Consider the following 20,904-nt stretch of genomic DNA (forward strand, 5'->3'; position numbering starts at 1 on the left):
CTATTTAGCTTCAGGGCGCATGTGCGGAAACAACAACACATCGCGAATAGACGGGGCATCAGTGAATAACATCACCAAACGGTCTATACCAATACCTTCACCTGCTGTAGGAGGCATGCCGTATTCTAAAGCGGCTATATAGTCTGCATCGTAATGCATAGCTTCATCATCTCCCGCATCTTTTTCGGCTACTTGAGCCAAGAATCGTTCAGCTTGGTCTTCAGCATCATTTAGCTCTGAGAAACCGTTAGCAATCTCACGACCACCTACAAAAAACTCAAACCGATCTGTCACAAACGGATCAAGGTCATTACGCCTTGCTAAAGGTGACACCTCTGCAGGGTACTCAGTGATAAACGTTGGCTGATCTAAACGATCTTCTACTGTCTTTTCAAAGATCTCAATCTGCACCTTACCTAAACCATAATAAGGCTTAAGTGGAATACCAAGCTCTTCAGCAATAGCACGTGCACCGGCTTCATCAGCTAACTGAGAAGCTTTAATGGTAGGGTTGTAATGTAAGATAGAATCAAACACAGAAATACGTTTAAACGGCTGCGCAAAGTCATACTCGCTGCCTTGATAAGTAACTTTACTATTACCCAGTACAGACTCTGCAATATGTCGCAGCATGCCTTCTGTTAAATCCATTAAGTCGCGAAAATCTGCATAAGACCAGTAAAATTCCAGCATAGTGAATTCTGGGTTATGACGCGTAGAGAGACCTTCGTTACGAAAGTTGCGATTAATTTCAAACACGCGCTCAAAACCACCTACCACCAAGCGTTTAAGGTAAAGCTCTGGAGCAACACGCAAATACATATCACGATCAAGGGCATTATGATGAGTAATAAATGGGCGGGCAGATGCTCCACCGGGAATCACCTGCATCATGGGTGTTTCTACTTCCATAAATTCGCGAGCAATTAAATATTGGCGAATAGCTTCTACCACGCGGGTTCTGATTACAAAGGTTTTGCGAGACTCTTCATTAACAATAAGGTCTACGTAACGTTGGCGATAACGCATCTCTTGGTCTGCAAGGCCATGATGCTTATCAGGCAGTGGACGCAGGGCTTTAGTTAATAGCTGTGGGTCTGACATATCTACAAACAAATCACCTTTGCCAGATTTTTGTAATACCCCTACTACACCCACAATGTCACCTAGGTCCCAGGTTTTAAGCTCGGCTAGCTGTTCTGGCGTTAGGGCTTTACGATTGACATAAAGCTGGATACGACCAGACACGTCCTGAATTTCCATGAACGCACCACGATTACGAATGATACGTCCTGCCACCTTTACCGGTATAGCCAATTCTTCTAACTGGGGTTTATCTTTTTCGCCGTGGGCATCTTGTAAATCTTGGGCGTAGCTGTCACGACGAAAATCATTAGGAAAGGCATTCCCTGCTTCGCGGCGCTTGGCTAATTTGGCACGACGCTCAGCAATGAGTTTGTTGTCGTCTTGCATTAAACTTTCGTTAGTATCATTCATAGGTCTTGGTTCTACTATTGGGTAATGTGTTTACTACGTTTATAAACCAGCCTTTAAGCTGGCAACAATAAATTGGTCTAAATCGCCATCTAATACCTTATCACAACCACCAGTCTGCACGTTGGTTCGTAGGTCTTTAATGCGTTGATCATCAAGCACATAAGAGCGTATCTGACTGCCCCAGCCAATGTCAGACTTGGTGTCTTCTAGAGCTTGCGAGGCTTCTTGGCGTTTATGAATTTCTTGCTCATACAGCTTGGCACGCAACTGCTTCATGGCAGAATCACGGTTTTGATGTTGCGAGCGCTGATTTTGACACTGCACTACAATGCCAGATGGGCCGTGGGTTAAACGCACAGCAGAGTCAGTTTTGTTAACATGCTGACCACCAGCACCACTGGCACGGTATGTGTCTACGCGCACATCTGATGGGTTTATTTCTATGTCGATATCATCATCAATTTCTGGTGAAACAAATACCGAGGCAAACGATGTATGACGGCGACTACTAGAATCAAACGGCGATTTGCGCACCAAACGATGCACACCTGTTTCTGTGCGCAGCCAGCCAAAGGCATAATCGCCTTCAAAGCGAATGGTGGCACTTTTGATGCCAGCAACATCACCATCACTGACTTCCATCAGCTCTACTTTAAACCCTTTTTGCTCACCCCAACGCAAATACATGCGCAAAATCATACTCGCCCAATCTTGAGCTTCAGTGCCACCAGAGCCAGATTGAATGTCTAAAAAGGCAGCATTTGGGTCCATTTCGCCAGAGAACATACGCCTAAACTCTAGCTTTTCTAGGCTTGCAGTTAATGCGTCAATCTCTGACTGCACTTCGTTTAGGGTGTCTTCGTCATTCTCTTCTACGGCCAAATCTAATAATTCGCGAGCATCAACTAAACCCACGTCCATAATGTCGATGGTATTCACCACACCTTCAAGCATGGCACGCTCTTTACCTAGGGCTTGCGCGCGCTGCGCATCATTCCATACATCGGGCTGTTCTAAGTCTCGCTCTACTTCTACCAAACGTTCTTTTTTACCAGCATAGTCAAAGATACCCCCTAAGCACATCAGTGCGCTGCGATAAGTCTTTCATGGCTAAGATGTAAGGATTTATTTCAAACATTAAGGGTGACCCATAATTGGCAATAAATGTGAGCGTGAAATGATGGCAGTATTATACCCGATAGTGGCTATTTTGGGCACCGTTTACCTTGGCCTTTCTTGCCTAGGTTGTAGAGTATTTTAGGAAAGCTTTTTGACTCATTGTAAAATTAAGTTTAATGCTAGATTAAAAACATAGGTTTTAATTCAAACATCGTCTAACATTAACTAATAAATCAATGATAAAAGATTCAAGATGTCTAACCATGTAAACACTTTAGGCCAGCAAATAGGCCTTCCGTTACCCCACTGGACACCGTGCCAAAAGCCCTCCAATACCATTATAGAAGGGCTGTATTGCCGCTTAGAACCTCTAAACTGTGAGCAACACAGTGAAGATTTATGGCAGGCCTTTAGCGCCGACAAAGAAGACCGTATTTGGACTTATTTACCTTACGGCCCTTTCACCAACAAAGCCCAATTTATAGCGTGGTTAAACAGCCATAGCAACAGCCAAGATCCATTATTTTATGCCATTATTGCAACCCAAAAAACAGGCAAAGCAGTAGGCATTGCCAGCTACTTGCGCATACAACCAGAAATAGGATTAGTGGAAGTGGGGCATATCAACTATTCCCCTGCCCTGCAACAAACCACCGCTGCCACAGAAGCTATGTATTTAATGATGAATCACGTTTTTGAACTAGGCTACCGCCGCTATGAATGGAAGTGTGACAACGAAAACCAAGGCTCTAAAAAAGCATCTAAACGCTTAGGTTTTAGCTACGACGGACTCTTTCGACAAGCCGCTGTATATAAAAACCGCAGCCGAGATACCGCATGGTTTTCTATAATTGATAAAGACTGGCCCACTCTTCAGGCAAGATACAAATGCTGGCTTGCACCAGGTAACTTCACCATTGATGGCAAGCAGCTAAGCAAATTAAGCACATAAGCTGCAAATATGTAGCGTTCCATCCCGATTTAACTCATGTATAATCGCGCTATGAAAATTCCAAAACGAATACTTCCGCTGGTCGAAAATGGTTTAGTCGACGAGGTGCTACGGGCCTTAATGAGCGGTAAAGAAGCTGATGTTTTTGTAGTGCGTTGCGGCTCTGAAATTCGCTGCGCAAAAATATATAAAGCTCCTGAAAAACGCGCATTCAAACAAGCTGTCACCTACCAAGAAGGGCGAAAAGTTCGCAACAGTCGTAGAGGTCGTGCGATGAGTAAAGGCTCAAAGTTTGGCCGCGAACAACAAGAAGAAGTGTGGCAATCTGCTGAGGTGGACGCCCTTTATAAGCTTGCAGACATAGGCGTGCGGGTACCCAAGCCTTATGGCTGTTTTGATGGCGTGTTATTGATGGAACTCATTACCTATGGTGATGGGGACGTTGCTCCACGACTAAATGATGTATCCATGACCCAAGAGCAGGCCTTAGCAGACCATGAAACCCTGATGCATGACATTATGCGTATGTTATGTGCAGGCTTAGTGCATGGCGACCTTTCGCCATTTAATGTGCTAGTTGATGATCATGGCCCTGTCATAATAGACTTGCCACAAGCAGTGGATGCTGCGGCAAATAATAATGCCCAAAGCATGCACCAGCGAGATGTAGAAAATATTACCCATTACTACGCCCAATATGCCCCTTCCCTAAGCCACACCCGCTATGCCCCAGAAATGTGGGCTTTATTTGAAGCAGGCGACTTGCACCCTGGCACCCAACTAACAGGACTATTTGAAGAAGACACAGAATCTGCTGATGTAGATACTGTGCTAGAAGAAATAAAACAGGCGTTTATGGAAGAGCAAAATAGGCTGGAGCGGATAAGAGAAGCTAATTCAGTAGATTAAAAAAATCTAACTAAACTTTGCAAACTCTATTTTCGGGCAACGATCCATCACCACAGCTATGCCAGCAGCTCTTGCCATAGCTGCTGCTTCTGCATGGTAAATATCTAGCTGCATCCACATCACTTTAGCACCTTTAGCAATCACTTCACTGGCCAACGTTGGCATGGCTTCACTGGATCTAAAGCAGTCCACCATATCGATTTCAAAAGGAATAGACGCAAGATTTGGGTAGCAGGTTAAGCCTAATATTTCTTTGTGCAAAGGGTGCACGGGAATGATTGAATAGCCAAGCTGTTGCAAGTACAGGGCTACTTGATGACTGGCTCGGTGAGGCTTAGGAGACAAACCTACTATCGCAATAGTTTGCACCTGAGTGCTAATACGCTTAATGTCGTCAATATGTAACCCATCAATAGCCATAGATTACTCGCCGCTGTAAACACAGCCAGAAGTACAAGTTTCTTTTAACTCTAAGCGTGAAAGCTGAGGCAATACTGGTTTTAGCTGCTGCCAAATCCACTTCACCATCACTTCACTGGTAGGGTTTTCTAGGCCTTTAATGTCATTAAGGTAGTTATGATCTAGTTGCTCATAAAGCGGTTTAAACACCTTTTTAATGTCGCCAAAATCCATAATCCAGCCAGTGGTCTCTCCTACTGGGCCAGACACCACGATGCGCAAGGAAAACGTGTGCCCGTGAAGACGGCCACATTTGTGCCCTACTGGTACGTTAGGTAAAAAATGCGCCGAGTCGAAGCTAAAATCTTTGTATATTTCCATTAGCGAATGCCTGTAATTTTGTGAGTTTGCAAGCTTAAGCGCCACCGTGGGTGCTGCATACAATAATCTATGGTTTGTTGCACGTAGTTGTCATCATCATTGGAGGAGACAATATACGCTTTATCTAGCGGTTGTAGATAATGGTTTTCAAAATCCCAATCTATAAACTTTTCTGGCATAGCATGATGCTGCGGGTACACAAGCTTTAGCTCGTGACCTGTGGTTTGCACAATGTCTGAAGCGCCTTTAGGGCTCACACAGATCCAATCAATACTCGCTGGCACTGGTAATGTACCATTGGTTTCTATGGCTATTTCAAAGCCTTGTCCGTGTAACTGACCCACCAAGTCTTCATCTACCTGCAGCATAGGCTCACCGCCTGTCAGCACCACTAAAGGATCACCTGGCAGTCCTTCTGGCCAACAGCTTGTTATCAGCTTGGCTAAATCTTGTGCGGTGTAGCGACCACCTAACGTGCCATCGACGCCCACAAAATCTGTGTCACAAAAGTCACAAATGCTTACCCCACGGCGCGCCTCGCTACCAGTCCAAAGGTTACAACCGGCAAACCTACAAAATACAGCAGGTCTGCCAGCTTGGCGGCCTTCACCTTGCAATGTATAAAAAATTTCTTTAACAGAATACATAATTATAATGACACATACGGCACGGGGTCTGTGAGCCCTGCTTTAGCAAAGGCTTCTAAACGCTCTACACAAGAGCCACATTTACCACAGGCTTTTTCTTGGCCTAGGTAGCAGGTCCAGGTTTGGGCATAATCTAAACCCATGCTTAAACCAGCTTCAAGGATAGCCAGCTTACTTTGGTGTAAAAAAGGGCTAATAATTTGTACATCGTCGTAGTTGGCTATCGCTGACACCACATTCATGGCATCAACAAACTCTGGGCGGCAATCTGGGTAGATATCGTGATCACCTGAATGAGCGCCATAAAATACATCTGTAGAGCCTATGGACACAGCGTAGCCAATAGCTAAAGACAATAGAATCATGTTGCGGTTGGGCACCACAGTAGACTTCATATTATCTTCTTCGTATTCACCTGTAGGAATATCTATGTCTGCAGACGTTAAAGAAGATCCCTGCAATAGCTGGTTAATCGCGGTGATGTCCACCAGCTTATGAGAAATACCTAAATCTGCACACGCTTTCACTGCCACATCTAGCTCTTTACTATGGCGCTGACCATAGTTGAACGATACGGCATGTACTTCATAACCTTGCTTTAAAGCAAGGTGCAGCACGGTGTAAGAGTCCATACCACCGGAATAAATGACGACGGCTTTGGGCTTCTCTTTTAGTTTCTCTGATGGAGTCGCTGTTGAGTTCATGTGCGGCTAATCTGCAATACAAATAATTAAGCCGCGCATTATACCTTAAGCTTAGTATTTACGCACTTTTAGCAAGCTTAGGTTGTGCCATTTCCTGCAAAATACCGCGCACCCACAAAGGGCGATTGAGGGTGTACAAATGCACCTGGTTAAGCCCATGATTAGCTAGCTGCTCTATCTGGTTTAAGGCAATATCAATGGCGAGATTAAATTGATCATTAGTGTCACTTAACTGTTCAAATTGAGCCACTATTTTTTTAGGTACAGTCGCGCCACAACGGTCGGAAAAACGCTGAATTGCCTGAATATCATGAATAGGCATGATGCCAACGATGATGGGAACATCTATTGCTTGAGCTTGCAGCCGTTCAGCAAAACGCAACAATGCATCAGTGTCATAACAATACTGCGTCATAATTTGGCTGGCCCCTGCCTCCACCTTAGTTTTTAAGTGAGCAATATCTGCGTTCGCACTCGTTGCTTCTGGGTGAGTTTCTGGATAGCCTGCCACAGAAATAGTGCCATCAAACCATTGTCTTAAACCTGCCACTAAATCAGCACCATAAACATAACCTTGGGGATGGGGAATAAACTGTCCGTTTGTGCCATCGCCCCTAAGAGCCACCAGATGGTCAATGCCCGTTTCGATAAAAGCTTTAGCGGCTATATTGACTTCTGCCTTACTAGCGCCAGCTGCGGTGATATGGGCTGCAGGTGCATGTCCAAGTTTTTGTAAACGTTGAATCGCACTATAACTTTCAACTTGGCTTGAACCACCAGCGCCGTATGTCATTGAACAAAATTCAGGTTTCCAAGAAGCAAGATCATTCAGGCAAGTATCCAGTGCAAGATGGCTAACATTAGATTTAGGAGGAAAGAATTCGAAGGAATAAAGGCTGTTCAAGGTGTGCTCCGGTGTTTTTTACACTTTATAGAGCCATTATTATGTCAGCTTTAAATGGGCTGCTGGGTGAAAAAAACATGCCAAAGGTGAATGTAATTCATACTTTAAGATAGTTTAGAGTATGTATTACAGATCTACAGATACCGACACTGCCATCACCAAAAGCAGTAGCAACTCTGTCACTTCAATGCTGGCACCAGCGGTATCACCAGTCCAGCCATCTATGCGCTGCATCATCAAGCGACGCATTAAGGCATAGCCTAAAGCACTCGTTGCCAGCATAGCCGATGATAAAGCTATTGTTTGGTACAGCATCAATGTAACCAAGATCATAACCCAAAACCAAACCCACTTAGCCTGCACTTGGTTTTTCAGCTGTGTACCCAAGCCCTCACCTCTCACATACGGCGTATGCACAACTAACACCATAGCCTGCAACCTTGCCAACACTGGCACCATCACTAGCATCAACCACCACCAAGATGCGGCGGTTTGTGCGAAATGTATCACCTCACTTAAAGCTAGCCACTTAAGCAATAAGGTTAATACTAAAACCACCACAGCACTGGGGCCACACGTAGGGTCTTTCATCAAATCTAAAGTGCGCTGTTTATCTCCAAACCCACCTAACCATGCATCAGCGCTATCGGCTAGACCATCAAGATGCAAACCACCCGTAATCCAAACCCAAAACACCAGCACTAAAGCGGCTTGTAGCTGTGGGCCGACTAAGATACCAAAATGGTTGAGCGCTGCAGGTAAAAGAACTACCCAGCCGCCAATCGCAGCACCTACCACAGGGTAATATAGTAGCGCTTTACCTGACACCTGAGGTGTGGGCACGGTGTTAGCAATAGAAAACACTTTATAAACAGGGATACGAGTAAGAAACTGAAAGGCCAAAACCAAGGCATGATAGTGTCGTTTAAGCATTTCAAACATTCTAATTTGCACCAAAGTCTAGGCTGATATGGTAATCAGAGTGGCCACTTTCGTCGTCAAAAGTCACCAGATGCAAAGGTACAAGCCCAGCATAGGGTAAGTTAAAATTAAATAGCCCCTTGGCATCCATGTGCAAAATAGACCCTAACATAGCTCTAATCACACCCCCATGGGTAACAATTAACATGTGCTTACAATTTAACTTAATGGCACTTTTTACATGCTCATGGAAAGCTTCCATCGCTCTGATTTGTAATTGTAGTACCGTTTCGCCATTGGGGGCACAGCAATGCATTGGATTGCTCCAAAACTGGCTCACAGCTTCTGGCTGCTCACGCCATATTTTGGCACGAAGCTGTCCATCCCAATCGCCAAACGACATTTCTTTAAAGCGCTTTTCTATCTTTAGCTTAGGCATCAATGAAGCTGAAAACTTTGCACAGCGTTGTAAATCAGAGCTCACAAGGTAGTCTACAGGCAGCTTAAGGGTTGCAACGCTTTGATGCATTTGCTCAAACCCTTGATCCGTTAAAGCCACATCTGTATGGCCACGATATATGTCATCTAATTTGGTTTTACCATGGCGCAATAAACTAATTTTCATTACCGGCTAGATACCATTAACTGGCTGTTCTGAAACCTGCGCTTCAGAAAAGGTGGCCATTTCGTTATGCGTAACACATGCACTTTTCAATATAGATAAAGCCACGCCAGCGCCACTGCCTTCTCCTAAGCGCATACCCAAATCAAGAATAGTGTCAGCACCTATTGATGCCATCATTGCCTGATGTCCAGGCTCCGCTGAAGCATGAGAAAAAAACATCCACATGTTGATGTCAGGCTGAATTTTTGCGGCTAAAATAGCCGCTGAAGTGGTAATAAAACCATCTACTAAAATGGGCATACCCACCTGCGCTGCACGAATGTAGGCACCAGTTAATGCCGCAATTTCAAGCCCACCTACATGGCGTAGCGCTTCTATTGGGCTAGTCATGGCGTCTTCATGTTTGTCCAATGCAGCTTCTATAACTTGGCCTTTATGTGTAACACCTTGTGCATCTAAGCCAGTGCCTGGGCCCACTAGAGCTGTGACACTTTGACCCGTAGCCCATGCTGCCAAAGCCGTAGCAGAGGTGGTATTGGCAATGCCCATATCACCACCTATAAACAAGGTAGCGCCATTGGCTGCTGCACGCTCCACCGCAGCTTTACCAGATTGCATAGCTTGGCTTAGCTGCTCTATAGTCATAGCAGCTTGTTGTGAAAAATTAGATGTGCCTGCCATAATGGTGTTATCTACAACATTGTCCATAGCAGACAGATTTACCACAGTGCCTAGATTTACTACTTCAAAGGAAGCATTGTTTTGACGTGCCAATGCACAGATTGCAGCCCCACCACGAGAAAAATTCTTTATCATCTCTCCAGTAACCACTTGAGGAAATGCAGACACACCCTCTGCCGCGACGCCATGGTCGCCAGCAAATACCACTACCTGAGCATTATCTACACTGGGCTTTTGCACACCTTGCATAGCACAAAGTCGCACAGCCATAGCTTCCAAACTCCCCAAAGATCCAGGCGGCTTGGTCAGTTGTCCTTGGCGCTCTAGCCCTTGCTCTTTAGCTCCCGTGTTAAGTGTGGCTAAGGGTGCATTAATCCATTCAAGAGTCATAGTCATTACTTCTCGTTCATTTAAAAATTTATTTTAACGTTTAATGAAAAATCATAAACACATATAAAGCTACTTTTTTAGGCTCAATGGCAATCCAGCTACGGCCAAAGTCACCTCGTCACATACTTGCGCTAAGCGCTGATTCATAAGGCCTGAATAATCTTGAAATTGGCGGCTTAATTCGCCCATTGGCACAATGCCTGAGCCCACTTCGTTACTTACCAATATTAGATGATGACGTGTTTGAGTTACTTGGCTAACCAGCGCTTCCAGCGCTGAATCCACATCATTGTCTTCAGCACACAAATGATTACTCAGCCATAACGTTAAGCAATCCACCAACACACAGCGTGGAGCTTGATCAAGGTCTAACAAAATTTGGCTTAGCGCTAATGGCTCTTCCACAAGCCCCCAATGACTTGGCCTGCGTTCCTTATGAATAGCTACTCTTGCTGCCATGCTGCCTGGCTCATTGCGCTTACTTACTTGAGCTGTAGCCACATAGACGACTTCTAAACCACTGCTCATGGCGGCTTGCTCTGCTAGACCACTTTTGCCAGATCGAGCACCTCCCAAAAACAGCTGCCGCAGCGGCATAATAGACGTCATAACGAATTGCTCTGATACTTATGGTTAAATATATGTATAGTTTATAGCGTTCCTTTGCCCTTTAATACTTAAAAGCGACTAGGATATTTCAATCTTCAAATATACGCCTTGTTCACCACTTCAGCGATAGGTAAACTTCGCTATACATTGAATACAGCACCAAACATAACGGCAGAACATAGACTATGAAAAAACCCATTAGTGATCAAAAACACCAGCAACGCATGAGCAAAGTAAAGCAGAAAATTGATAAAAAAATTGCCAAAGCTGACAAAGAACAAGGTGTATCTGTATTACTCACTGGCAACGGCAAAGGTAAAAGCAGCTCCGCTTTTGGTATGCTGGGTAGGAGTTTGGGCTATGGACACAAGTGCGCCGTAGTGCAGTTTATAAAGGGGGATTGGGAATGTGGAGAAGAACTGTTTTTTAGCCAATTACCATTAGTTTCATACCACGCCATGGGCGCTGGATTCACTTGGGAAACCCAAAACCAAGAAGCCGATAAAGCAGCAGCTGAAAAAGCTTGGGTGCTAGCTGCGTCCTTACTGGCAGACCCTGACATCGATTTTTTAATCTTGGACGAACTTACCTATATGTTTAACCATGGCTGGTTAGATTTAGAGATGGTAGCCAAAGCGATCACTGAGCGCCCTGCCAACATGAACCTTGTGGTCACAGGACGAGGCGCACCTAATGGCTTGATTGAAGTGTGTGACACAGTGAGCGAAATAAAAGATGTTAAACATGCATTTAGAGATGGCATTAAAGCTCAGCGCGGCATCGAATTTTAGATAAAAAAAATGGCCTGAGTTACCTCAGACCAAAAAATCGCCACATATAATGTGGAAAGCATCGCTACCATACTGGCAACGATGCTTGCTGCCAAGTAAATGGCTTAAAAATCAGAATAATTCCTAAAGTTTTATTTAATATACTAATACCTAATCCACCTTAAGCATTTTTATTTAGAGATTTAACTCATGTCCATTGCACTATTTTTTGGCTCCACCACAGGTAATACAGAAGACATAGCCGACCAAATTCGTGACATTTTAGGCACTGATAAGGTAGATATTTTTAATGTGGCAGATGATTCTGTAAGCTTGATGCTAGACTATGAAACCGTGATTTGTGGCATTCCCACTTGGGACTATGGTGAGTTACAAGCTGACTGGGAAGACATCTGGGAAGAGATCGATGCGCTAGACCTGTCTGGCATTCAAATGGCCTTCTTTGGCTGTGGTGACCAAATTGGTTATCCAGAGTGGTATCAAGACGCTATGGGCTTACTACATGATAAATGTATAGGCCTTGGCGCTAAGGCGATAGGCTACTGGTCCACGATGGGTTACCAATTTGAGGTGTCTAAAGCAGCAACAGCAGATGGCAGTCAATTTATAGGCTTAGCGGTTGATGAAGATAGTCAGCATGAGCTTACAGACCAACGTGTAACCACTTGGTGCAAGCAACTGCTTGAAGAGATAAGTGAGTACTAACTATGGATGCTAAAGGCCCCTTATCTGGATATAGAGTGATTGAATTAGGGCAACTGCTTGCAGGCCCTTTTGCTGGCTGTATGCTGGGATATTTTGGTGCAGAAGTCATCAAGATTGAATCTCCAAACGGAGGCGATCCTATTCGCAATTGGCGCCAGATGAAAGACGGCACATCTTTATGGTGGTACTCATTAGCTAGAAACAAAAAATCTGTCACTATAGATCTTAAAACTAAAGCGGGCATTGAACTGGTTAAACAGCTGATTGATACAGCAGATATTGTAATAGAGAATTTCCGCCCAGGTGTAGTAGAAAACTGGGGCATTGGGCCTGAAGAGTTTAAGCAATCCAACCCTAAGCTTGTGTATGCCCGTATTTCCGGTTATGGACAAACAGGCCCCTATGCCAGCAAACCCGGCTTTGCCTCTGTATGTGAAGGCATTAGTGGTTTTCGCTACGTCAATGGCCACCCAGATCAAGCTCCTGTGAGGCCCAATCTAAGCATTGGTGACACTATTTCTGGCATCCATGCAGCGCTGGGTATTTGTTTAGCCCTGCTTGAACAAAAAAACAGCGGCAAAGGCCAAGTTGTGGATGTGGCTTTGTATGAGTCTATGTTTAATTTGATGGAAGCAGTGGTGCCTGAGTATGACGGTGCCAACGTGATTAGACAGCCTTCTGGCAGCACAGTGACTGGCATTGTGCCTACCAACACCTATAAGTGTTTGGATGGTAAATACGTAGTGATTGGTGGTAATGGGGATTCTATCTTTGTGCGCTTAATGACAGCAGCTGGCTACCCAGCCATGGCTTGTGACCCTGCCTTGTCATCTAATGCAGGTCGTGTAGAACATGAAGTTAAAATTGACCAAGCTTTGTCCTCTTGGTGTGCAGAAAATGACTCAGTCAGCATTCTTGCTATTTTAGATGAAAACGCGGTGCCTGGTGGGCCCATATACAACGTAGAAGACATGGTCAATGATGAGCATTTTAAGGCCCGTGGGCTATTTGAAAGTGTAGAGATCAACGGTGAAGCATTAAAGATTCCGGCTATTTTGCCAAAATTATCAAACACCCCTGGTGCCACTCGCTGGGCTGGACCGGCGCTAGGCAGCCATACCCATGATGTCCTAGGAAGTCTATTAGGCTTATCTGGCGAAAAACTAACGCAACTTGCCCAAGAAGGCGTTATAAAAAAACCAAACTAATGCCAAAGCTTGAAGCCCTAACACCCACAACCACGCAGTGGCGTATGCAACTTGTGGGTAAACCCCTAAGGCATTAGAGGGCCAAAGGTTAACCACGACACCCAAACCCCACTGACAAGCAAACGCCACTACAAATACACATAAATTAAGGCTAGCATTAGTGCGCCCTACTAGGTTTTTCGGCACCGATTGTGACAAATAGGCATACATAAGCACACCAGAGGTGCCAAAGAATCCACTCAAACCCCACCATAAATGATGCCATTGGCTCCATTCATTAATGATCACCCATTGGCTGCACATGTACACCAACATGCCGGACACACTCACTATATGAGCACTGATACCATAGCGCTGAGCATAGGCAGCTAGCGCCCCCAACACCACAAAGCCTGCAGTCATTGCCACAGCCATAGTGAGAATAATTTGCGCCGTTTGAGACTCAGATAAAGCCAAATAATCACGCAGCCAATAGCCAGACCACAAGCCCACAAATGCACCAAAAACGCCTTGAGTAGCTACAGATAGGGGGGCAATTTGGTAGAAGCGTGGGTGCTTGATCACTTGCCACAAAGCCCCTAATTGCTGGCCTAAGCTTTCACCATTTGAACTCACCTTGTATTTGGGCACCAAACTATAGACCAATACACTGGCTATAATAGAAGCCACAGCTAAGCCCTGAAACAAAAGTCGCCAGTCTCCCCAAGTTAAAAACCACTGTACAGGCGTAGAGGCACAGACCACTCCCAGGCCTCCTGCCATTAGTTGTAGGCCGTTAACTAAGGGTAGTGTTTGTGATGGCAGCAGGTTAGCGTAGGCAGTGAACGCTGCCATTAGACAGGCAGATACGCCGATACCAATAAGCCCACGCCCTATTAATAGCCCCATAGCGGAGCTTGCAAAAGCAAATATCAATGCGCCTAGTGCTGCTATTAATAACAGCGCAGCACTGACCTTGCGGCTTTCATAGCGATCTAACAATATGCCTAAGGGCAACTGACACAAAGCAAAGGTTAACAAATAAGCACTGCTAACCAAACCCATTTGGTTAGCATTGAGACCAAATTCACGCACTAAATCTGGCGCAATCGCCACATTTACCACACGATATAAAAACGACAAAAAATAGCCAAAAGCAAAAGGTAAAAATAGCTTAAATAACATCATATGCCTTTAATGATTGCTTGCATGATTAGAACTTCGCATTAAAACACTTCAATAAACCTAAAAAAGCCACTAAAATCAGAGGCCTTTATATCATATTTAATCGATACCTATTAGGCCTATCCTGCATCTGGCCTCTATTAAAAGCTAGCTTCAAAAATAACTTAGATACATTCAACAGCTCATGTTTTAATTTGTAAAGGGTAGCTATTATGAAAAAAACCATATTAATCACAGGTGCTACTGACGGCATAGGCCTCAACACAGCAAAAGCTTTAGTATCTTTAGGCCATGCCGTATTGATACATGGACGAAGCCCAGAAAAGCTAGCCCAAGTAGAAAACACTCTTAATGCCATACCCGATGGCATTAAGGTAGTGCCTTATCTAGCCGATTTGTCAGATCTTTTAGAAGTGGCCCACTTTGCCAGCGCTGTAAAGGCAAGCCATACCAAACTAGATGTCCTCATCAACAACGCTGGTGTATTAAAAACCAATACCCCAATCAATAGAGATGGCATGGATGTGCGCTTTGTAGTAAATACTCTCGCGCCCTATTTACTCACCCAAAAATTACTGCCTTTGCTAGACAGCACAGCACGTGTAATCAACCTATCCTCTGCAGCACAAGCGCCAGTGGATTTAGATGCGCTAACTGGCAAAAAACATGTCAGTGACGACTTGAATGCTTACGCACAAAGTAAACTAGCAATTACTATGTGGTCGTGTGGTGTGGCTCAAAAATTAAGCCTGCAAGGCCCAATAATTGTGGCGGTCAATCCAGGCTCATTACTTGCGACAAAGATGGTTATAGAAGGTTTTGGCATAGCTGGAAAAGATGTCAACATTGGTTCTGACATCCTTATTCGCGCAAGCTTATCTGACGAGTTTAACAATACATCTGGTGAGTATTTTGATAATGATTCAGGCCAGTTTTCAGCACCACATATTGATGCACTTAACCCTAAAAAAAATGAAGACTTAATTCAATGCATAGAAGGCATCTTAAATAAAAGTAAGTCTTAGTCATATTTTTACAAAAAAATACCCTGACAATGCAGGGTATTTGTAGTCATCGCTTAGTGAGTGACACTAGCTATAATCTAAAAGGGAATGTCATCGTCAAACCCATCATCAAAACCACCTGCTTGTTGCTGTGGTTGTTGTGCAGGCTGTTGCTGCTGGGCTGGTGGTTGTTGCTGATAAGACTGTTGCTGCTGCGGCCTGCCTTGAGGGGCTTGCTGATTATAGTTTTGCTGCTGGCCGCCACCTTGAGGTGCACCTTGACCACCTTGTTGGGCGTTTTGGCCACCTTGTGGACCACCTGCTTGAGCGCTACCTTGACGGCTGTCTAGCATTTGCATTTGTGAGGCTACTATTTCAGTACTGTAACGCTTCACACCGTCTTGTTCCCACTGGCGAGTGCGTAAAGAGCCTTCTACGTATAGCTTTGAACCTTTACGAACGTATTCACTGGCAATTTCTGCCAAACGGTTAAAAAACACCACTCGGTGCCATTCTGTGCGTTCTTGAGGTTGGCCTGTTTGCTTGTCCTTCCAAGATTCTGATGTGGCTATGCTTAAATTTGTGACTGCACCGCCGCTGGGCATGTACTTTGTCTCTGGGTCGCCGCCCACATTGCCTACCAAAATTACTTTATTTATACCTTGTGCCATGATCTTCTCCTGATGTATGAGTGTTAAATTGCTGTATGTGTTAGCACACTAAATTAACCCAGCTAAGTGCAACCGGGGGGAAAATTATAGGCCTTAAGTGGGTATTATTCAAAGCCTAAAGTAGTTATTTTAAGAAGAGATTTAGGCCACTTCTTTAAATGCTGTTATAGGCGGCTAGTTGTGCCTATAATGGTCGGTTTGGCCCTTAGTGGATTGACCCATGGATACGATCATAGTACGCGGTGCACGCACACATAACTTAAAGAACATCGACATCGATATTCCGCGCGACAAGCTAGTTGTCATTACTGGTTTATCTGGCTCTGGCAAATCATCTCTAGCCTTTGACACACTCTATGCCGAAGGCCAAAGACGTTATGTAGAATCCTTATCAACATACGCTAGGCAATTTCTTTCGATTATGGAAAAGCCTGACATTGACCATATCGAAGGCCTGTCACCTGCGATTTCTATCGAGCAAAAATCCACCTCACATAACCCCCGCTCTACTGTAGGTACCATCACCGAAATTTACGACTACTTGAGGTTGTTATTTGCCCGCGCAGGAGAGCCTCGTTGTCCCGATCATGGCTTGCCATTAGCTGCTCAAACTGTGAGCCAAATGGTAGACCAAGTATTAGCTCAAGAAGCTGATAAACGTTTAATGCTTTTAGCCCCTGTAGTTCAAAATAGAAAAGGTGAGCACTTACACACCCTGGATGAGCTTAGAAGTCAGGGCTATATACGTGCGCGTATTGACAGCACCTTATGTGATTTAGATGACACTCCAGATTTAGAGAAGAATAAAAAGCACACTATAGAAGTGGTTGTAGACCGCTTTAAAGTAAAAGAAGGTTTACAGCTTCGCTTAGCTGAGTCCTTTGAGACTGCGCTAAACCTTACTGACGGCATCGCTAAAGTAGCATCAATGGATGATCCGTCAGAGCCAGAAATGATCTTTTCATCGCGCTTTGCTTGCCCCACTTGTGGCCACTCTATTGCGGAGCTAGAGCCACGTTTATTCAGCTTCAATAGCCCCTCAGGTGCATGCCAGTCTTGTGATGGTTTAGGTATCCGTCAGTTTTTTGATGCTGGGAAAGTAGTACAGCAACCTGCTAATAGCTTATCTGAAGGGGCCGTTAGGGGCTGGGATCGTCGCTCTATTTATTATTATGGCCTTCTTAGCGCTATGGCAAAGCATTACGGTTTTAGCATGGAAACTGCTTGGGAAAAGCTTAGTGATGAGGTTCAAAAGCTGATTCTTTACGGCACTGGAAAGGTGCCTGTTGAATTTAATTATATTAATGATCGTGGAGACAAAATCACTCGCAATCACCCCTTTGAAGGGATCATTAATAACATGCAAAGACGCTATCGTGAGACTGAGTCAAACATGGTGCGCGAAGACCTAGGCAAGTACCTTAATATGCAGCCTTGTCCTAGCTGTAAAGGCAGCCGTTTGCGCACAGAAGCAAGGCATGTGTTTATTGATGAGCTCAATTTACCGCAAATCACCAGTAAAGCTGTGGGTGCTTGTTCTGAATACTTTGCCAATTTAGAGTTATCTGGTAAACAAGGGCAGATCGCTGACAAAATACTCAAAGAAATACGCCTACGATTAGATTTTTTAGTGAACGTAGGCCTAGAGTATCTCACCTTAGATCGTAACGCTGATACATTATCTGGTGGAGAAGCCCAACGCATTCGTCTTGCAAGCCAGATAGGTGCTGGCCTTGTGGGTGTTATGTACATTCTTGATGAGCCCTCTATTGGCCTGCATCAACGAGATAATGAGCGTCTACTTAAAACATTGATACATCTGCGTGACCTTGGCAACACAGTAATTGTGGTCGAACACGACGAAGAAGCCGTGCGCTTGGCAGATCATGTCATAGACATTGGCCCTGGTGCTGGCGTTCATGGTGGACGTGTAGTGGCTCAAGGCACACCAGAAGAGGTCATGGCTAATCCTGATTCCCTTACTGGACAATACTTAAGTGGTGTTAAGTGCATTCCCCTGCCAGCAAAACGCAACAAGCCTACTAAAGGCCAGTGGCTAAAGCTACTTGGCGCTACAGGTAACAACTTACAAAACGTAGACCTAAGCATTCCATTAGGTTTAATGACTTGTGTGACTGGTGTTTCTGGCTCAGGCAAATCAACTTTAATCAATGCAACACTGTACCCTTTAGCTGCCACTTTGCTAAACAAGGCGACCACTTTAGTTGCGGCACCCCATAAGGAAGTTATCGGTTTAAATTTGATGGACAAAGTGGTCGATATCGACCAGAGCCCCATTGGACGCACACCTCGCTCTAATCCTGCCACGTATACCGGCATCTTTACACCCATTAGAGAATTGTTTGCAGGCACCCAAGAAGCTCGTTCTCGCGGTTACAAGCCTGGACGCTTTAGTTTTAATGTTAAGGGTGGGCGCTGCGAAGCTTGTCAGGGTGATGGCGTCATCAAAGTAGAAATGCACTTTTTACCTGACGTATATGTGCCTTGTGATGTGTGTAAGGGCAAACGTTATAACCGTGAAACCCTAGAAGTTCAGTATAAAGGTAAAAATATTACCGAAGTGTTAGACATGACTGTAGAAGCTGCAGTCGAGTTTTTTACCGCTGTGCCTATGATTCACCGCCGTTTAAAAACCCTAATGGACGTGGGTTTAAGCTACATTTGTTTGGGCCAAAACGCGACTACCTTATCAGGTGGTGAAGCCCAAAGGGTGAAGTTATCAAGGGAATTATCTAAGCGTGATACTGGCCAAACCTTATACATACTTGACGAACCCACTACCGGCCTGCACTTTGCTGACATTCAGCAACTATTGGTTGTACTTCATCGCCTAAGAGACCACGGCAATACTATTGTTGTGATAGAGCATAACTTGGATGTAATCAAAACAGCTGACTGGGTGATAGACCTAGGCCCAGAGGGCGGTAATAAGGGAGGGCAGATCATTGCAACAGGCACGCCAGAGGAAGTGGCGGCTAATACTGTGTCCCACACAGGGCGTTTCTTGGCACCTTTGCTGGTGCGTTAGATGCACTAAGACAAAAGGGTAAGCAACCGTGGTTGTAGGTTGAACACGAAGCTTACCTATGTCTTTTTTGATATCAAATCTAAGATAAAAAAAACCCAGCTCAAGGCTGGGTTTTTTTACTACTGTAGAAAGTTACTCGTCGCTAGTTACAGGACGATCAACTAATTCTACATAGGCCATAGGGGCGTTGTCACCAGGGCGAAATCCACACTTCATAATGCGGATATAACCACCAGGACGAGCCTCATAACGAGGGCCTAGTTCATTAAACAGCTTGCCAACTGCTTCTTTGCTACGAGTGCGAGCAAAGGCCAAACGGCGATTAGCAACGCTATCTTCCTTAGCTAGGGTGATCAGTGGCTCAGCCACACGACGCAGTTCCTTCGCTTTAGGTAGGGTCGTTTTGATCAACTCGTGCTCAAACAAAGATACAGACATGTTTTTAAACATGGCCTTACGATGAGAGCTGGTACGATTTAGATGACGACCACTTTTACGATGACGCATTTGTTAGTTCCTTATCAAACTAAGTTTGAATTTTTGCCGGTTAAGACGTTATGCCTGAATGCCTTTCAACATAGCCGGTGGCCAGTTTTCTAGACGCATTCCAAGCGACAAGCCACGAGAGGCTAGTACATCTTTAATTTCGGTCAGTGACTTCTTACCGAGGTTCGGAGTTTTAAGCAGCTCAACTTCGGTGCGCTGAATCAGATCACCAATGAAGTTTAAGTTTTCTGCTTTAAGACAGTTAGCCGAACGTACGGTTAGCTCTAGGTCGTCTACTGGACGTAGAAGAATCGGATCAATTTCCGGCTCATCAACCTTAGCTTCTGGTTCGTTGTCGTTTTCCAGGGCCACAAACACTGCCATCTGACGTTGCAGAATGGTAGCAGCGCTACGGATTGCTTCTTCAGGATCTATAGTACCGTTGGTTTCTAGATCAATCACTAGCTTATCCAAGTTAGTACGCTGCTCTACACGAGCACTTTCAACCGCGTATGCAACTCGCAATACGGGGCTAAAAGAAGCGTCTAGTTGTAGCTTGCCAATGGCGTGAGTTTCTTCTTCGCCAAAGTCGCGTGTGTCGGCTGGCTCATAGCCAGTACCGGCACGCACAGCAAGCTGCATTACTAGCTTGGTTGCAGTGTTTAAATGGGCAATCACATGGTCTGGGTTAGCCACTTCAATATCGTGGCTCAGTGCGATGTCGGCTGCAGTTACAGTACCAGGGCCCTGTTTAGTCAGGGTTAGGACTGCTTCTTCACCGGCGTGCATAGTTAGTGCAACGCCTTTAAGGTTAAGCAAGATTTCGATAACGTCTTCTTGCACTCCCTCAATGGAGCTGTACTCATGCTCAACACCGTCGATTTCTACGTCAACGATTGCCGCGCCTGCCATTGAAGACAAAAGAATGCGACGCAAAGCGTTACCTAGAGTGTGACCAAAGCCACGCTCTAATGGCTCAAGAATAATCTTAGAGCGTGTATCACTTACACGTTGCACTACGATGTTACGCGGTGTCAAAATATCGTTGGTTGAAGTCATGGACTCACCTTTCACTGGGGCGATTAATT

22 protein-coding genes are annotated in these 20,904 nt (G+C 44.9%); 7 read left to right on the forward strand and 15 right to left on the reverse strand.

The annotated features are described in order from the left end of the window. Together lysS and prfB are read right to left on the reverse strand one after the other, a co-directional pair. Positions 1–1,497 (reverse strand): lysine--tRNA ligase, encoded by a 1,497-nt coding sequence (lysS, locus tag ABXT42_RS09725; RefSeq protein WP_443627956.1) that lies wholly within the window; start codon positions 1,495–1,497, stop codon positions 1–3. Between the two features lie 39 nt (positions 1,498–1,536). Beyond that, a protein-coding gene (gene prfB, locus ABXT42_RS09730; RefSeq protein ID WP_443627957.1) for a peptide chain release factor 2 occupies positions 1,537–2,635 on the reverse strand; the annotation gives its coding sequence in 2 pieces (ribosomal slippage) (positions 1,537–2,559 and positions 2,561–2,635; 1,098 coding nt in all). A 234-nt stretch (positions 2,636–2,869) separates the two neighbouring features. Between prfB and ABXT42_RS09735 the strand changes: the two genes are divergently transcribed. Both ABXT42_RS09735 and ABXT42_RS09740 read left to right on the forward strand, forming a co-directional pair. Further along, the gene (locus tag ABXT42_RS09735) at positions 2,870–3,568 is read left to right on the forward strand and encodes a GNAT family N-acetyltransferase (protein WP_443627958.1); all 699 of its coding nucleotides are present in this window, start codon (positions 2,870–2,872) and stop codon (positions 3,566–3,568) included. A 51-nt stretch (positions 3,569–3,619) separates the two neighbouring features. Next, on the forward strand, positions 3,620–4,477 hold the full coding sequence (locus tag ABXT42_RS09740) for a PA4780 family RIO1-like protein kinase (RefSeq protein WP_443629473.1): 858 nt from the start codon (positions 3,620–3,622) through the stop codon (positions 4,475–4,477). Positions 4,478–4,483: 6 nt separating this feature from the next. Here ABXT42_RS09740 and ABXT42_RS09745 read toward each other — a convergent pair whose 3' ends face one another. The 9 genes from ABXT42_RS09745 to cobU form a co-directional block, all read right to left on the reverse strand. Then, positions 4,484–4,897 carry a CoA-binding protein gene (locus ABXT42_RS09745; RefSeq protein ID WP_443627959.1) on the reverse strand — a complete coding sequence of 138 codons (414 nt, stop codon included), beginning with the start codon at positions 4,895–4,897 and terminating at the stop codon, positions 4,484–4,486. Between the two features lie 3 nt (positions 4,898–4,900). Beyond that, positions 4,901–5,257, reverse strand: a complete 357-nt coding sequence (gene queD / locus ABXT42_RS09750; RefSeq protein WP_443627960.1) for a 6-carboxytetrahydropterin synthase QueD — start codon at positions 5,255–5,257, stop codon at positions 4,901–4,903. Then, on the reverse strand, positions 5,257–5,904 hold the full coding sequence (gene queE / locus ABXT42_RS09755) for a 7-carboxy-7-deazaguanine synthase (protein ID WP_443627961.1): 648 nt from the start codon (positions 5,902–5,904) through the stop codon (positions 5,257–5,259). Before queE ends, queD begins: the two co-directional genes overlap by 1 nt. 2 nt (positions 5,905–5,906) lie before the next feature. Continuing rightward, positions 5,907–6,608: a 7-cyano-7-deazaguanine synthase QueC gene (queC, locus tag ABXT42_RS09760; protein ID WP_443627962.1), complete on the reverse strand. Its 702-nt coding sequence runs from the start codon at positions 6,606–6,608 to the stop codon at positions 5,907–5,909. A 58-nt stretch (positions 6,609–6,666) separates the two neighbouring features. After that, positions 6,667–7,512 (reverse strand): methylenetetrahydrofolate reductase, encoded by an 846-nt coding sequence (locus tag ABXT42_RS09765; protein ID WP_443627963.1) that lies wholly within the window; start codon positions 7,510–7,512, stop codon positions 6,667–6,669. A gap of 126 nt (positions 7,513–7,638) precedes the next feature. After that, entirely contained in the window at positions 7,639–8,445 is an 807-nt protein-coding gene (cobS, locus tag ABXT42_RS09770) for an adenosylcobinamide-GDP ribazoletransferase (RefSeq protein ID WP_443627964.1), read from the reverse strand. A gap of 10 nt (positions 8,446–8,455) precedes the next feature. Further along, the gene (locus ABXT42_RS09775) at positions 8,456–9,058 is read right to left on the reverse strand and encodes a histidine phosphatase family protein (RefSeq protein ID WP_443627965.1); all 603 of its coding nucleotides are present in this window, start codon (positions 9,056–9,058) and stop codon (positions 8,456–8,458) included. A gap of 6 nt (positions 9,059–9,064) precedes the next feature. Next, positions 9,065–10,135 (reverse strand): nicotinate-nucleotide--dimethylbenzimidazole phosphoribosyltransferase, encoded by a 1,071-nt coding sequence (gene cobT, locus ABXT42_RS09780; RefSeq protein ID WP_443627966.1) that lies wholly within the window; start codon positions 10,133–10,135, stop codon positions 9,065–9,067. 63 nt (positions 10,136–10,198) lie between these two features. Further along, entirely contained in the window at positions 10,199–10,738 is a 540-nt protein-coding gene (cobU, locus tag ABXT42_RS09785; RefSeq protein WP_443627967.1) for a bifunctional adenosylcobinamide kinase/adenosylcobinamide-phosphate guanylyltransferase, read from the reverse strand. A gap of 185 nt (positions 10,739–10,923) precedes the next feature. On the opposite strand from cobU, the gene cobO reads away from it, so the two are divergent. The 3 genes from cobO to ABXT42_RS09800 all read left to right on the forward strand — a co-directional run bounded on the left by cobO (position 10,924) and on the right by ABXT42_RS09800 (position 13,442). Then, positions 10,924–11,529: a cob(I)yrinic acid a,c-diamide adenosyltransferase gene (gene cobO / locus ABXT42_RS09790; RefSeq protein ID WP_443627968.1), complete on the forward strand. Its 606-nt coding sequence runs from the start codon at positions 10,924–10,926 to the stop codon at positions 11,527–11,529. 189 nt (positions 11,530–11,718) lie between these two features. After that, positions 11,719–12,234: a flavodoxin FldB gene (gene fldB / locus ABXT42_RS09795; protein ID WP_443627969.1), complete on the forward strand. Its 516-nt coding sequence runs from the start codon at positions 11,719–11,721 to the stop codon at positions 12,232–12,234. 2 nt (positions 12,235–12,236) lie between these two features. Beyond that, complete coding sequence (locus tag ABXT42_RS09800; protein WP_443627970.1) at positions 12,237–13,442, forward strand: CaiB/BaiF CoA transferase family protein; 1,206 nt, start codon at positions 12,237–12,239, stop codon at positions 13,440–13,442. Here ABXT42_RS09800 and ABXT42_RS09805 read toward each other — a convergent pair. Further along, entirely contained in the window at positions 13,398–14,609 is a 1,212-nt protein-coding gene (locus ABXT42_RS09805; protein ID WP_443627971.1) for an MFS transporter, read from the reverse strand. The genes ABXT42_RS09800 and ABXT42_RS09805 overlap by 45 nt on opposite strands. A 209-nt stretch (positions 14,610–14,818) precedes the next feature. Between ABXT42_RS09805 and ABXT42_RS09810 the strand changes: the two genes are divergently transcribed. After that, a complete protein-coding gene (locus tag ABXT42_RS09810) occupies positions 14,819–15,631 on the forward strand; it encodes an SDR family NAD(P)-dependent oxidoreductase (protein ID WP_443627972.1) in 813 nt (270 codons plus the stop codon). Between the two features lie 77 nt (positions 15,632–15,708). Here ABXT42_RS09810 and ssb read toward each other — a convergent pair whose 3' ends face one another. Continuing rightward, complete coding sequence (gene ssb, locus ABXT42_RS09815; protein WP_443627973.1) at positions 15,709–16,281, reverse strand: single-stranded DNA-binding protein; 573 nt, start codon at positions 16,279–16,281, stop codon at positions 15,709–15,711. Positions 16,282–16,501: 220 nt separating this feature from the next. Between ssb and uvrA the strand changes: the two genes are divergently transcribed. Beyond that, positions 16,502–19,330: an excinuclease ABC subunit UvrA gene (gene uvrA / locus ABXT42_RS09820; RefSeq protein WP_443627974.1), complete on the forward strand. Its 2,829-nt coding sequence runs from the start codon at positions 16,502–16,504 to the stop codon at positions 19,328–19,330. Positions 19,331–19,462: 132 nt separating this feature from the next. On the opposite strand, the gene rplQ is transcribed toward uvrA, so the two are convergent. Both rplQ and ABXT42_RS09830 read right to left on the reverse strand, forming a co-directional pair. Continuing rightward, positions 19,463–19,837 (reverse strand): 50S ribosomal protein L17, encoded by a 375-nt coding sequence (gene rplQ / locus ABXT42_RS09825; RefSeq protein ID WP_443627975.1) that lies wholly within the window; start codon positions 19,835–19,837, stop codon positions 19,463–19,465. 48 nt (positions 19,838–19,885) lie between these two features. Next, a complete protein-coding gene (locus ABXT42_RS09830) occupies positions 19,886–20,875 on the reverse strand; it encodes a DNA-directed RNA polymerase subunit alpha (protein ID WP_443627976.1) in 990 nt (329 codons plus the stop codon). Positions 20,876–20,904: the final 29 nt, after the last annotated feature.

The sequence above is a fragment of the Candidatus Njordibacter sp. Uisw_002 genome, assembly GCF_047730155.1.
Classification (GTDB): Bacteria; Pseudomonadota; Gammaproteobacteria; order Pseudomonadales; family Balneatricaceae; genus Njordibacter.